The organism is Puniceibacterium sp. IMCC21224, assembly GCF_001038505.1.
Taxonomy (GTDB): Bacteria; Pseudomonadota; Alphaproteobacteria; order Rhodobacterales; family Rhodobacteraceae; genus Puniceibacterium.
This window is the reverse complement of record NZ_LDPY01000001.1, coordinates 2139712-2153376: the sequence shown is the minus strand read 5'-3', so window position 1 is coordinate 2153376 and position 13665 is coordinate 2139712. Positions and strand designations below refer to the sequence as shown.

Genomic DNA, 13665 nt, shown 5'->3' with positions numbered 1-13665 from the left:
TACGTACAGGGAATTGCCCTATCCGCGAACCGCAGCCAGCGCCAGTGGGCGGAAAGATTGCAACCGACCGGCGCTGGCTTGGGGTGATGCAGTCAGGTCGGCAGATGAATTGCGAACCTTCGCCGAATTTCCGCATCCGTCGCAGGATCAAACCGTGCCGCAGAGGGTCGTGACAGGATGTCGAGCTTGCGGGCAGTTGCAGCGGCGACGAGGTTGGGTTTACCTTTCTCGATCCACTCTTTGGGCGACGACCGATTGCCTAGCGTGGGGTAGATATAGTCGGTCTGCATCAGCGACAGGGTTTGCCCAGAGCCCAGATAGTGACCCGGACCGTCGATGCAGGCGTCGCGGATGACGTCGACACTGACGGAATCCTCGGTCACTTCGATCCCGCGCACACAGCGCAACGCCTGACCGATCAAATCATCGCCCAGGATCAGCGACTCGTGACAGAACCCCATGAGTGATCCGTGCATGCCCGCCGCCTCGTAGACCATGTTCAATCCCGATAGCCCGGCCATCACGTTCGAGCACATCTGCTCCCATCCGGTCTGCATGTCGGGCAGCTTGCTGTCGGCAATGCCGGCCGCGGCACCTCCGGGAAGGTCGTAGAACCGGTGCATCTGCGCACAGCCCGCCGTCAGCAACGCCTGTTCGCCGGACCCGCCTGACATCGCCCCGGTGCGCAGGTCAGAGACGAACGGCCAGGTGCCAAAGATCGTTGGATGTCCGGGTGCAATGGCGTTGACATAGACCAATCCAGCCAGACATTCGGCGACCGCCTGCACAATCGCCCCAGCGATCGAGGCGGGAGCTGTGGCGCCGGCCTGACCGGCCGACAACAGCAGAATCGGCATGCCGCCACGAATGCACGCCTCCATCACCTCGCAGGATTCGGTGGCGAATTTCATCGGCGGCACGACAAAGCAGTTTGAATTCGACACAAACGGCCGCTCGCGCCACTTGGCCTCGCCGCCGGCCATCAGGTGCAGCAACTCAAAGGCGGGCGGGACAAAAGCGGCCTCGGTAAAAGAGGTGCCGACATGTTTGGTCGTGCCCGAGCAGCAGGCATAGAGCGTGTTCAGATCCATTTCACGATTGTCGATGATGTCGCGCGCCACCATCGGGCGTTGGACAAAATGGATGTTGTCCAACGTGTCGGCAATACGCGCCGCGTCGTGCAGATCCTGCACGGTGCTGTCGCGGTAATCCTCGGTTTCGACATCGACCATATGAACGGCGGCGCCAGCCGTGCCGTAATGCACCTGAGTACCACACAGGTCCATGTCATGCATCGGGGCGCGACCATAGAGCGTGATCGACCGGTTTGCGCGCGCGATGGTGTCTTCGATCAGAGCCGCCGGAAACCTCAGGCGGCCATCACCACCAAGCACGGCGCCCACGGCTGACATGGCGGCGATCCCGCTGGGCGGAGCATTGGCGAGTCCGACTTCTTCCAGTGCTTGCAGAATGGCGCGGTGAATACGTTGCATCCCGGCGTCGGTGAGCGGGCTGTACTGACCGCCCGTCAGCCCCGGACGCACCGGGCGCAGATGCGCAGCCAAGGGGGATGTCCGCGCCGAATACCGGGCAGAGCGACCGCCGGATCGGCGGGAAAGAGGATGATTCATGATATCCACAGTCTTGATGCTAAAGATGCGTGACGAGTCCAGGTCTGCCTAGCAGGCCGGACGACCGCGTGCCGCGCGCCCGCGACGGGCACCGATGGTGCGTTGGGTTCGCGCTAGAATGGACCGTTCCAATATCATGGCGCCTCTCCTGCCAATACACCGATACTGAGGTCTTGGGATTTGTAATCTGTGCTGTTTCCGACCTGTGGTCGCTTTTAGATCATTTCCTGCGGCTCTTTGTTGTCGGCGTGTTATCTGCGCGGGGCAAATGCATGACCTGTCAATCGGGGTTGAAAATTCGCTGACGGTCTGGCCGGTTCGGGAAAGTGTCGCGGCTGAACTCCTGCGGCCCCAAGTCGATATCTCAGACGGCGCTACATTTTGAAATGTTCATGCTAGACGCTCGGGAACTGAATGTTGCAACGTCCGGGCGACTTTGGATGACTGGCACAGCGATTAAATCAAGTTTCAGGATGCCATACGCCAGATTATGCGTAATTCGATCCTGGAGTTGGCCGAAATCACTGCACACGAAAGTCGGCCGCTGTTGGTTGCACTGAGGCGGTTCCGACCGTCGATAATATACACTCCGCGCGAGCGCAGATCGTACGTCTCTCGGGCAGAGCGGGCAGTATGTCTTTGTGACTGGTCCCGAAGGTGCCGGAATGGCTGCTTGTTGGTGAGGTGCCAAACGCCAGCCACACGAACGTGATGGCGCTGGCCGTACAATATTGTCGACGGAGGAGGGGACCCGGATGTCTGATGCTCTGGTGATAAAAACGCTGATGCTGCGCGACGGCACGACCGAATTTGTTGGGGCGCTTGGCGTGATCTTCTGTGAGCTGGCTGAACCGCGACTCATATGTTACTCAGAGTAGAGGCCTCATCGCATTTCCTGCATCATCTTTGCGCGGGACTCCTCGGTAGGTGTCTGCCACACATGGCGTTTTCGAGGTGTGTTTTAGGGCCTGTCGCAGTTAGGGTGAGGTCGCTTTCGGTCGGCTGGCGCTGTTACGGGGCAGCGTCCGTCTGGAGCTGCAATTGGTATTTTCGACAGGACCTTTCTGCTGAGCTGAGGAGTATTTACATAACCGCGTCTGATTGCCGGTCTCGGCTTGACCAGGGCAATCCCGCCCTTGTCGGAGGCCCAATTCGTCGCACGAAAACGGGCTTGCTCTGCGGTAAGTCTAACCGTATGGATTCACAGTATGAATCGTCCGCGGACAGAGTGGATGAATCGTCCGCGGACAGAGTGGTACAACAACGCGCATGGAACCGCTCTTCAAGTTGAGACCAGTCTTGACCCGCACGGAAGCCTATAAAGGCGGCCCACGTAATTCGGGAAAGTACGCTGCCTTAACTGCTACTCGGTTGATCAAGCCTAAATTTCGTTTTGAAACAAAGGCGTTTAGCAAGTAGTAAAATATCGCGGACTGTTTTACAGACTGCTTTCAGCGGCTCCGTAGCTCAACTGGATAGAGCAAGGACCTTCTAAGTCCGAGGTTGAGGGTTCGATTCCTTCCGGGGCCGCCAAAATCTAAGCTGATTGTCAATGGGGCATAAGAGTGCGTAAAACAGCAGTTTTTCGTGCGCACCCTTGTCAAGGGCTATCTTGAAATCTGGCGGAAAACTCTCTTAAGCGGCTGTATCGAAATGAATTCCCACGCACCTGTGAGCCAATCCAGCCGATATCTGTGAAATATGGACGACCACAAGCGCCACGGGATGGATCACCTTTTGCCCCGTTGTCCGAGCGCTCTGGTCGCCTCTTCCCTGAGGTAAATTGGACCGTAATCCTGTCCGTCAGGAGTAAACCGCGCGACCTGGGACGCCTCGAGAAGCTTTTTCAGCGTGTTGCGGTGATATCCGGTTTCCTCTGACAATGTTGGCAGAGTAACGAAGCGTTGGTGGAACGATGAGATATCCCCGTCGCCGAGGCGGTATTGGGCGCGTCCCGTCCTGGGGTTCGAGCATTGCACAGCAGAGGTATGACCTGCCTCGACCAGCGCAATGAAGCAACCATTGTCGCGCAACCCGACGGACCGGCCAAATTCCGCAGCGCTCATTATTCCTGGCAGCGCATTCTCCACAGAACTTGCAGCCTTTTGGAGAAAACGGATAAGAGCCTCGATGTCGCTCTTGGGGGCGACGATGCCGTGAAAGCCTACAATCCCCGTCCGTCGACCGACCCTTAGCCGGCCATCTCGGATCGCGTCGAACTGGTCAGACAAGCTCACCTCTATCCGCTTGCGGGTGAGGAGCAGTCTCCCAATCCGTGTCGTCCTCTGCGACAGCGATAGCCCCTTTGAGAAGACCGGCAACAAGGGTCTCCCCATCAGAGATCCTCCATGGATTTTTGACTTTGGCAACGCGGGTGCGCGGGGGCAGGAGGTTTTCCTCCTCCAGCGCCATGAGTTCATGTCTCGTCGCGCCCATCGCTCGGCGCATGGCAATGGGTCCAACAAGGGTGGGAATCTCGGCCAATAGTTCAGCATGGGCTTTTGCATCGAACATGCGTCGGCTTCGGGGACGATCATCCAGTTTGGGGATCGCGCCGACCTCGATCAAAAAGTGTTCGATAACCTGCGCATCGAGGTCAAACTCCTTTGCCGCAGTGACAATTGAATGCAGGCGGCGTTCGGCTAAAACCTCACTAAGAAAAATTTGGCCGGGGGCGATGGGCCAGTGATTGAGGATACACTCCCGTAGCAGGCGGCGGAACGGTGCGAACCCGGATTCCTCGGCGTAACTCTTATTGAGAGCCGGATACATGGGACCGAAGGCCTTGTTGGGCTCGTCAAGGTGGCCAGTGGCCGCCGCGGCAATCCGATTGAGGGCTTCGCGGATGGCTGCCTCGCCATGGCGCGCGATACCGAACCCGGCGGTGTGAAACATGCCGCCGATACGCACGTCATCGGATTGATCTTCTTGGAGGAGAGCTTGCCCCAGCAGCCGACAGAAGGTTGTTGCAGCAAACAGTGGTTGGACTTGCCACGCAAAAGTTCCGGTCTCTCAGCTCATGTTAGGCAGCCCGTCTCTCGAAAGCCAAGGGACTTTTCCCGCCAAGGGATGAATGCCGTCTTCGCGGGTTGTAGAACCCATTGATGTATTGGAATATTGCTCCTTCTGCTTGTCTGCGGGTCGCCCATTTCTGACGCCAGATCAGTTCGGCTTTCAGAGATTTGAAGAAGGTCTCGACCATGGAATTGTCATAACAATTTCCCTTGCCGCTCATTGAGACCAGAAATCCATGCTGCTTCAGACTTTTCTGATAGTCACCTGAACAGTATTGAGAGCCACGATCCGTATGATGGATACAGCCTTTGGGTGGCTTTCGCAGCCCTACTGCCATGTCTAATGCCTTGATGGCCAGGTCCCGCTTCATCCGGTTACTGACCGCCCAGCCAATGACCCGGCGGGAGTAAAGATCGATGATCACTGCCAAATACAGCCATCCCTCGCTCGTCCAGATGTAGGAAATGTCCCCTGCCCATTTTTGGTTTGGGCCATCAGCAGAGAAGTCCTGATCAAGAAAGTTGGGGGCGACATTGAAGGCGTGATTGCTGTTAGTCGTGACTTTATGTTTACGGGTTCGAATAACCTTGATCGCGTTCTCACGCATCAACCGGCCTACCCGGCGGTGCCCGACAACAAGACCGAGATCGCGCAGTTCCTCCGTCATGCGAGGTCGGCCGTAGCTTTGCAGGCTAAGGCGGTGTTGTTCTCTGATATGGGCCAACAGCACCATGTCATCTCGCTGGCTTCGGCTGATAGGGCGGATCTTCCAGGCGCGAAACCCACGGGAAGTTACCCGCAAAACGCGGCATAGAAACTCAATGGGCCAGATCTTCTTCCAGGTGTCGATAAAGGCAAACCTCACGCCTTTTGGCCTGCGAAGAAGATCGTCGCCTTCTTTAACACTTCCCTCTCCTCGCGGAGTAGCCGGTTCTCTTTGCGAAGGCGGGCGTTCTCCTTCTCCACATCCTCATGCGGGCCGGACATCAGGTCATCATTCTGATGGTGTTGAACCCACTTGTTCAGTGTCGAAACACCAACCCCTAAATCAGACGCAATCTGAGGTCGCGTCAGTCCACTGCTTGTTGCAATGCGAACCGCATCACGTCTGAACTCGTCGCTGTATCTTGGTGCCAATTTGTGTCTCCTTCATTGCGAATATCGCTCGAAAGAGACCGGAACTAAATCGCGACAAGTCCAGTTCAATCCTAAGCCGACCCGCAATTTGTTCGGGCGACCAGCCGGTTATCAATTTGCCGATCACTTCGTTGCGTAAATCCTCGTGCTGTTCCAGCTTACGGCGCTTCAGATGGCGACCATCGGCGAGCGTTTGTGCCGTCACATGCCAATAGCCATCAGCCTGCGGAACTTCCTCGTCGTGCCACCGGTTGCGCTTGATCTCACGATAGATCGTAGAGCGGTCGCGGCCAAGCACCTCAGCGATCTTCGTCTTCGTAGCCTTCGCCTGAAGCATCGTTGCTAAAATTCTGCGTTCATCCAGGTTCAATTTTCGGTAGGGTCGTCTCATCACATCCTCCTGATCTGCATCAGAAATATATCCAGTGATGCAATCCAAAATGGAATGTGCCCTCACGGTAATTGTAAGTCGCATAATCAGTATTATGTAAAATCATCGACTAACCGGCACTTGACCCATACCTGAATTAACTTGGATACGCTGGACAGCGCCGCAGCGGCATTGTCTAAGTCAATAAACTCAAAGGTCACCTAATGCGCTCTTTTCTTATCCTGAACGGTCCGAACCTTAACTTGCTGGGCACCCGTCAGCCAGAAGTCTACGGACATACAACGCTGGCCGACATCGAGACGATGTGCCGGTCACATGCCGACGTGATTGGCGTCTCGGTGGATTTTGCCCAGAGCAACCATGAAGGTGTGATGATCGACACGTTGCATGCAGCGCGCGGCGCCAAGGATGGTGTGATCCTGAATGCAGGCGCTTATACCCACACCTCGATTGCGATCATGGACGCAATCCGGTCGATCGAACTGCCGGTGGTGGAATTGCATCTGTCCAACATTCACGCCCGCGAAAGCTATCGCCACACATCTTATGTCGCGCCCGTCGCTGTGGGCCAGATCTGCGGGTTTGGGCCGCGTGGCTACGTCCTCGCCATGGACGCACTTTTGGGCCACCTGGAGGCGGTGGGATGACGCCGGAACTCCGGACCTATCTGACCGATCTGACCAACGCGCCGACAATCGAAATTCTTTGGGCGATGCATTGTGAGCGCATGGCAGACTATGGCTTTGACCGGCTGCTTTACGGATTTACGCGATTTCTGACGCTGACGTCGCTGGGCGATCCGAACGATTTTGTGCTGCTTACGAACCATTCGCAAAGTTATATGGACACGTTCATCGGCGAAGGGCTTTATGCGCAGGCACCGATGGTCACTTGGGCGCTTGAAAACGAAGGTGCATGCAGTTGGCGTGTACTGGCGCAGCTGATGGATCAGGGCCGTTTAAGCCCTGCGGCGCGCCGGGTGGTGGAGTTCAATCTGCGCCAGCACGTGACCGCGGGCTATTCCGTCAGTTTCAAATCAATCTCGAGCCGCGCTAAAGGGGCCATTGCGTTAACTGCCCGGGCGGGCACGGATCAGGCGGATGTCGATGCAACCTGGGACCAGCATGGCAACGACATTGTGCTGATGAACAATCTCGTACATCTCAAGATCCTCACCCTGCCCTATATGCCACCCAACCAATCGCTGACACGACGCCAGCGCGAGGCGCTGGAGTGGGTTGGCGATGGCAAAACCACGCAGGACATCGCGCAGATCATGGGCCTCACTCAGGGTACGATTGAAAAACATTTGCGATTGGCCCGAGAAGCGATGAATGTCGATACTACGGCACAGGCGGTGATGAAGGCCGCGTTTCAGAATCAAATGTTCGTGCTTGAGGCGTGAACCGATTTAAGCGCTGCAACTTTGTGATTTTGCGCTGGCTCTGAACCGTGAATGTTGCGTGAAAAAGGCGTATATACCGGGGACTTGGGCAAAGGTCAGGGATTCCTGACTTCCGTTGCGTCACGAATCTTGTCAATTTAGTGATGTTCCGTGAGTGGTGGCGTTAGCCTTGGAACGTAGGATCTGCATTCGCTGTTATTTTCAGGGCTCTGCAGGTTCGCCGACATATGTCGGGGTCGGCGCTTTGGCGTATATTGGTTCGGGCGTCGGCCACCCTAACCGCATCCCTACTCATCCCCAATGTCTCGGGGGTGCGGACTAAGGCAGACGGAGCCGTCCTGTTAAGGACGGCTCCGTTTTTATTCAGGATCGCGATGCAGATTGGCAAGTCGGGGTGATGGCACCCCTGCCCCATGCATGATATCAGCCGGACCGCCCTGATTTGGCAGTCCGAACGCGATACACACTTAGCCTTGTGCGGCCTTGGCTACTTCGGCGGCGAAATCTTCGACGACTTTCTCGATGCCTTCGCCCACTTCCAGACGAACATAGCCAGTCACTTCGACGCCTGCTTCTTTGGCGGCGGCGGCGACGGTCAGATCGGGATTGACCACAAAGGCCTGACCCAGCAGCGTGACTTCGGACATGAATTTCTTCATCCGACCGACAATCATCTTTTCGATCACGGCGTCGGGTTTGCCCGATTCACGTGCGATTTCGATCTGGATCTGACGCTCTTTCTCGACCACAGCGGCGTCAAGATCGGCTTCGGACAGAGATGCCGGGTTGGCGGCAGCGATGTGCATTGCGACCTGACGGCCAAACGCCTCGTTTTCGCCCTTGAGAGCGACCAGAACGCCGATCTTGCCCATGCCGTCGGTCACGGCGTTGTGGACGTAGGACACAACCGTATCACCATCCAGGCTTGCCATCCGGCGCACCGACATATTTTCACCGATGGTCGCAATTTTTGCGGTGATCTCGTCCTGAACGGTCTTGCCGCCCAGATCCGCCGCCATAAGCGCTTCAAGGCCATCAACCTTGAGAGCGGCAGCAGAAATACCTGCGACCATTTTCTGGAAATCAGCATTCTTGCCAACAAAATCGGTCTCGGAATTCACCTCGACCGCAACGCCATGCCCGCCTTCGACTGCGACGGCAACAAGGCCCTCTGCGGCGGTGCGGCCGGCCTTTTTGGCGGCTTTGGCCAGACCTTTGGTGCGCAACCAGTCAACAGCGGCGTCTGTGTTGCCGTCAGTTTCGGTCAACGCCTTCTTGGCGTCCATCATGCCTGCGCCGGTCATCTCGCGCAGCTCTTTCACCTGGGATGCTGTGATCGCCATACCCGGATCTCCTCATGTCAATTGCGGTTGCGGGAGGGCCGTTGCGCCCTCCCCCGGAACAGCCCTGCGGCTGTTCCTCATGTCATGGTCCGATGTCGCTTTTGCGACAGGAGCGTCAGTCAGCTCAGGCCGGAGTGGTCTCTTCCAGAACTTCTTCGACCGGCGCATCTTCGAGCGCACCAAGGTCAACACCAGCGGCACCCATCTGAGCGGTCATACCGTCCAGGGCGGCGCGGCTGGCCAGATCGCAATACAGCGAAATCGCGCGTGCAGCATCGTCATTGCCCGGAATGATGTAATCCACGCCATCGGGCGGGCAGTTGGTGTCGACCACGGCCACAACCGGGATACCCAGCTTGTTGGCTTCGGCGACGGCCAGCGCCTCTTTCTTGACGTCGATGACGAACAGCAGATCGGGAACGCCACCCATTTCGCGGATGCCGCCCAGCGACGCCTGCAGCTTGAGCTGGTCACGCTCCATGCCCAGACGCTCTTTCTTGGTCAGGCCTTCGGAACCGTGCTCCATCAGCTCGTCAATCTGCTTGAGACGCTGAATCGACTTGGACACGGTCTGCCAGTTGGTCAGCGTGCCACCCAGCCAACGGTGGTTCATGTAATACTGCGCGCATTTTTCGGCGGCATCTGCGACCGGCTGTGCGGCCTGACGCTTGGTGCCGACGAACAGCACGCGACCGTTTTTGGCCACGGTGTCACGAATGATGTTCAGGGCAGCGTCCAGCATCGGGACGGTTTGCGTCAGGTCCATGATGTGGATGCCGTTGCGTGCGCCGTAAATGAACTCGCCCATGCGGGGGTTCCAACGCTGCGTCTGGTGACCAAAGTGAACACCAGCTTCGAGCAGCTGACGCATTGTGAACTCGGGAAGAGCCATGTCTTTTCCTTTTCCGGTTTACGCCTGGGCGGGGGTGAGGTCACGAATGTGACAACCGGTGGACCTTTGGGGATGTCTCCCCCAACGGCCCGACCCCGCCTGCGGGATTAAGTGACGCGCGTATAGCGGGCTTTTTCGCCCATCGCAACCCCTCTGGCTATGGGGATGCCGGTCGACAGTGGCAGCGTCGGCGCGCTCTGCCGCGCTCCGAGGACCTAAATCAGAACAAAGTCGTCCTTAGCCACGTCATCCAGCGTCAGATCGGCAAAAAACATTGTCTGCCCCTCGACGCTCAGCATCACGCCATCGGCGCCATCAATCGTCGCGGCATTGAACATCAGATCGGCGAATTTTGTACCACTGACAACGTTCAGCCGGACAGAGTCGATACCTGCTTCAAAGTCGGTGATGACGTCAGCTTCGCCCGCGGTGAGGGTGTTGAACACGAAAAAGTCCGCATCAGCCCCCCCCGTCAAAAGATCGTTCCCGGCGCCGCCGTTGATCGTGTCAGCGCCAACGCCACCCTCGATCGTGTCATCGCGCCCGCCACCGGCCAGGAAATCGTTGCCCGAACCACCCGAGATGCTGTCATTACCCTCACCACCGCCAACCGAGTCGTCTCCGGCCCCGGCCACGATGGTGTCCTGACCAAAGCCGCCACCCATGTTGTCGTTGCCAATGCCCCCGGACAGGCTGTCGCTGCCATAGCTCGCGCCCATGACATCGTTTCCGGCACCGCCGAACAGGCTGTCATTGCCCGCGCCGCCGGCCATCACGTCATCGTCGGCACCGCCATCGGCAAAGTCATCGCCCTGCCCCGCACCAATCGTATCCCTGCCATCGTCGCCGCCAATGGTGTCGTTGCCCAGCCCGCCGCCGATGTTGTCATTGCCGGCACCACCGTCGATCACATCATCGCCGTCGCCACCCGCGATCAGATCGTCGCCACCGCCACCATCAATGCTGTCGTTGCCGTCATTGCCCTGAATGCCATCCGCGCCCGCGCCGCCGCCGACGATATCGTTGCCATCGCCACCCGACAGCACGTCCTTGCCGCCGTTCCCCAGGATCGTGTCGTCTCCTGCGCCGCCAGCTAGGGTGTCGTTGGTATCGTCCCCTGTCAGTGTCTGTCCGGGGATCACGACCTCGTCCACGGTGCCGCCGGTCAGGTCGCTGACATTGCCGTACCAATCCACCAGTAGACCGCTGCCATCAAGGTCGATGAATCCATAGCCCACGCCGCTGGCTGTACCGTTCGCCACGACCAGAGTGTCGCCCACAGGGCTGCCGTTTGCCGCGAAACACTGCACGAACCCGCCTGGGTCCTGCGCGCCGGCAAAGTTCTGGTTCCAGGTCACGGCAAAACCGCCATCAGCCAGCGCATGCACGTTGGCGTGAAACTGTTCTCCAGCGGCGAAATCACCTGTGTTGACCTGCCTCTCGGCCACCGAAACCGAACCGTCAGCGTTCAGAACCGTCACCCAGACGTTGATGTCACCGTCCACCTCATCAGCCCAGGTGATCGCCACCCGACCATCGGTCAGCGTCACGGCCTCAAGATATCCGTCATGGAACACCGCCGCCCCGCTTTCGTTCCCGTGCTGGCCCGAGGAGATCTGGAATTCATCGCCCTGCGATACTCCGGCCTGCGAAAAGAACTGGCCAAAGACCTCATCCGTCAGGCTGTCGCGGTGCAGTGTCAGGATCTGCCCGCCGGTTTCGACTACATCGAGGCCCGCTGTCAGCTGATAGAAAATGCCTTCGTTTTCGAAAGTGCCAAAGGTGCCCTCCAACACCGTGTTCGACAGGCGCGCGCCGTCCGGGCCCATGATCTCAAGACTGACGGTCTGTGTGCCAGTTGACCGGGACAGCAACGCGATATTGCCGTTTTCAAGCGTGACAGACGAGGAATTTTCCCAAAGGACAAAGGGCAGAGGGTTGGCCACGGTGTCGGTGACTGCGCCCCCCGCGTTGACCGACAGGGCGAGCCTTTCTTCCGTGTAGGGCGAGAAGCCGCCGTCTCCGTCGATAAACCCGTTGACGGAATGCGAGACGATAAAGACGTAGCCGCCCGCGCCATCCGAAGACACATTCACGATGCTGTCGTCATACCCATTCTGCGCGTCCAGATCCCCGGTGTCGATCGTCGTCGGGGGCACGATCACGCTGCCGTCGCCCAGCGACAGGGCCGTGAAACTGATCACGTCGCTAAATGTTGCACTCAGGCTGGTCCAAGTCAGTACCAGCTTGTTGTCGAAGCTGTAGGAATGGACACGGCCTGCGCCGTCGGGAATTGCGTCGAACGGGGTGCCGGTCAGGGAAATAGCCATCGTCTAAACACTCTCTGTCACGGCCATTGTGCCTATAGCGACCCCGGCCAATTGAAACAAAATCTCTCAGGCGTAACGCCCTGATGTGCCGCATAATATGGCGGCAATCAGGGTCGCGCTACATTTTATATCAATGGCGGGAGCAAATATCGCTAAAGCTGAAAAGCCGTGTTTCCGGTCAAAGAAAGACCCGCTCGACAAACCAGTAGGCGCCAACCGTGGCAATCCCGACCGACGCCGGGATTGCGACAAACCGGCGGTAGGCATCCAGCTTGTCGACATTCACCGCCGCCAACCCACAGCAGACCGACAGACCCGCCAGTGGCCACAGGAACACCGGTGCCGACGCCCCCATTGCGGCGCTGAACCATGGTGCGTCGAACACAAAGCCCAACACGAAAAAGACCAGCGCCAAAAAACCGTAGGTCACTTGGCCGATCTTTGGATCAGTGTCGCCTTCGTCCACTTTCTGCGCGGTCCAGACCAGAAGGAACGCCATCGCAATCACAAAGAGCTGGCCGATCTCGACCCCGATGTTAAAGCCAAGAAGCGCGGGAATAAATTGTGCCTCGGGCAGGCCGAATTCGCCCAGCACACTGGCAAAGCCAAGCCCGTGCAGCAGACCAAAGACAAACACCACCATCGGTCGCCATCGGCTAAGCCCCGATGTCAGGATGTTCTCGACCGCGACAAAGACAATCGACGCGGCGATCAGTGGCTCGACGATGTTGCCAGGCAATGTCACCAGCCCCAGCGCCCCAAGCGCCAGCGTGACGGTATGCGCCAGCGTAAAGGCCGAAACCTGCCACAACAGCGGACCAAGCCGGGTCGAAAGGAAAAACAGACCCAGCACAAACAAGATATGATCAAGCCCGAGCGGGACAATGTGGTCAAACCCCACCGGAATATAGCCCAGCAACGCCCCTGTAGCTGTGGTCAGATCGCCGCCACCCAGATGAATGGGGCCCGTGGCCTGACCCCCGGCAAGATAGCCGGTATAGGGTTCGTCCACCCCCTGCTGACGCAGGATCAGTGTGCCAAACCGCGCTGGCCAGACCATTTCCAACGCATCAGCCCCCGGCGCTACAGCCCCCTCAAGCGTAATCCGGGTGTCGCGCGGCAGATCAATGTTCCCCACCGGATCCACTACAATTTCGACCTCAGAAAGGTCAACCGGAACACCGTCTGCGGTCATCTTCAGCGCTGCGGCAAAGGCGTCAATCCCATCCCGAAACTGGCTGGCGAGTACGTCGGGTTCCAGCACTCGCAGGGCATCCACCTCTTCGGCGGAAGCGGTCGCGTTGGTATCCTCGACCCCGTCAAGGTTGACGCCGGCCACGATAGCCTCGGCGTTCAGGGTGATTGTCAGGCGCATTTGCCCGTCTGTCACCGTCAGATCGCCGATGGCCGGGCGGACCTCATGCGCCAGGGCAGCATGGGTCAGGGCCAGGATGGCAGTGAACACCAATACAAAGATGCGCATGGGGTCGTACTCCTTTGTTTTTTTATCGCGGCCACTCT

At 58.1% G+C, this 13665-nt stretch carries 12 protein-coding genes and 1 tRNA gene; 4 read left to right on the top strand and 9 right to left on the bottom strand.

Going from position 1 to position 13665, the window contains the following annotated elements; translation table 11 throughout:
* Window positions 1-92 precede the first annotated feature (92 nt).
* On the bottom strand, window positions 93-1631 hold the full coding sequence (locus IMCC21224_RS09915) for a trimethylamine methyltransferase family protein (protein ID WP_047995218.1): 1539 nt from the start codon (window positions 1629-1631) through the stop codon (window positions 93-95).
* A 755-nt stretch (window positions 1632-2386) separates the two neighbouring features.
* On the opposite strand from IMCC21224_RS09915, the gene IMCC21224_RS28830 reads away from it, so the two are divergent.
* Window positions 2387-2509, top strand: coding sequence for a hypothetical protein (locus IMCC21224_RS28830; protein ID WP_255347988.1), 123 nt, complete (start codon window positions 2387-2389; stop codon window positions 2507-2509).
* Window positions 2510-3087: 578 nt separating this feature from the next.
* Window positions 3088-3164: transfer RNA gene (locus IMCC21224_RS09910), tRNA-Arg, on the top strand.
* 197 nt (window positions 3165-3361) lie between these two features.
* On the opposite strand, the gene IMCC21224_RS09905 is transcribed toward IMCC21224_RS09910, so the two are convergent.
* The 4 genes from IMCC21224_RS09905 to IMCC21224_RS09885 all read right to left on the bottom strand — a co-directional run bounded on the left by IMCC21224_RS09905 (window position 3362) and on the right by IMCC21224_RS09885 (window position 6174).
* Window positions 3362-3697, bottom strand: a complete 336-nt coding sequence (locus IMCC21224_RS09905) for a hypothetical protein (RefSeq protein WP_156178219.1) — start codon at window positions 3695-3697, stop codon at window positions 3362-3364.
* Window positions 3698-3854: 157 nt separating this feature from the next.
* Window positions 3855-4541: a hypothetical protein gene (locus tag IMCC21224_RS09900; RefSeq protein WP_156178217.1), complete on the bottom strand. Its 687-nt coding sequence runs from the start codon at window positions 4539-4541 to the stop codon at window positions 3855-3857.
* 112 nt (window positions 4542-4653) lie between these two features.
* A protein-coding gene (locus tag IMCC21224_RS09895; RefSeq protein WP_156178107.1) for an IS3 family transposase occupies window positions 4654-5783 on the bottom strand; the annotation gives its coding sequence in 2 pieces (ribosomal slippage) (window positions 4654-5543 and window positions 5543-5783; 1131 coding nt in all).
* Window positions 5749-6174, bottom strand: a complete 426-nt coding sequence (locus tag IMCC21224_RS09885) for a helix-turn-helix domain-containing protein (protein ID WP_047995215.1) — start codon at window positions 6172-6174, stop codon at window positions 5749-5751. The genes IMCC21224_RS09895 and IMCC21224_RS09885 overlap by 35 nt, the downstream gene beginning before the upstream one ends.
* A 203-nt stretch (window positions 6175-6377) precedes the next feature.
* Here IMCC21224_RS09885 and aroQ point away from each other — a divergent pair, with 203 nt between their 5' ends.
* Window positions 6378-6821 (top strand): type II 3-dehydroquinate dehydratase, encoded by a 444-nt coding sequence (aroQ, locus tag IMCC21224_RS09880; protein WP_047995214.1) that lies wholly within the window; start codon window positions 6378-6380, stop codon window positions 6819-6821.
* The gene (locus IMCC21224_RS09875) at window positions 6818-7579 is read left to right on the top strand and encodes a LuxR family transcriptional regulator (RefSeq protein WP_047995213.1); all 762 of its coding nucleotides are present in this window, start codon (window positions 6818-6820) and stop codon (window positions 7577-7579) included. The genes aroQ and IMCC21224_RS09875 overlap by 4 nt, the downstream gene beginning before the upstream one ends.
* 467 nt (window positions 7580-8046) lie before the next feature.
* On the opposite strand, the gene tsf is transcribed toward IMCC21224_RS09875, so the two are convergent.
* From tsf to IMCC21224_RS09855, 4 genes are all read right to left on the bottom strand, one after another.
* On the bottom strand, window positions 8047-8922 hold the full coding sequence (tsf, locus tag IMCC21224_RS09870) for a translation elongation factor Ts (protein ID WP_047995212.1): 876 nt from the start codon (window positions 8920-8922) through the stop codon (window positions 8047-8049).
* Window positions 8923-9046: 124 nt separating this feature from the next.
* Window positions 9047-9814, bottom strand: a complete 768-nt coding sequence (gene rpsB, locus IMCC21224_RS09865; protein WP_047995211.1) for a 30S ribosomal protein S2 — start codon at window positions 9812-9814, stop codon at window positions 9047-9049.
* 215 nt (window positions 9815-10029) lie between these two features.
* Window positions 10030-12144, bottom strand: coding sequence for a calcium-binding protein (locus IMCC21224_RS26485; RefSeq protein ID WP_053078945.1), 2115 nt, complete (start codon window positions 12142-12144; stop codon window positions 10030-10032).
* A 178-nt stretch (window positions 12145-12322) separates the two neighbouring features.
* Window positions 12323-13627 carry a HupE/UreJ family protein gene (locus IMCC21224_RS09855; RefSeq protein ID WP_047995210.1) on the bottom strand — a complete coding sequence of 435 codons (1305 nt, stop codon included), beginning with the start codon at window positions 13625-13627 and terminating at the stop codon, window positions 12323-12325.
* Between the last annotated feature and the right edge of the window lie 38 nt (window positions 13628-13665).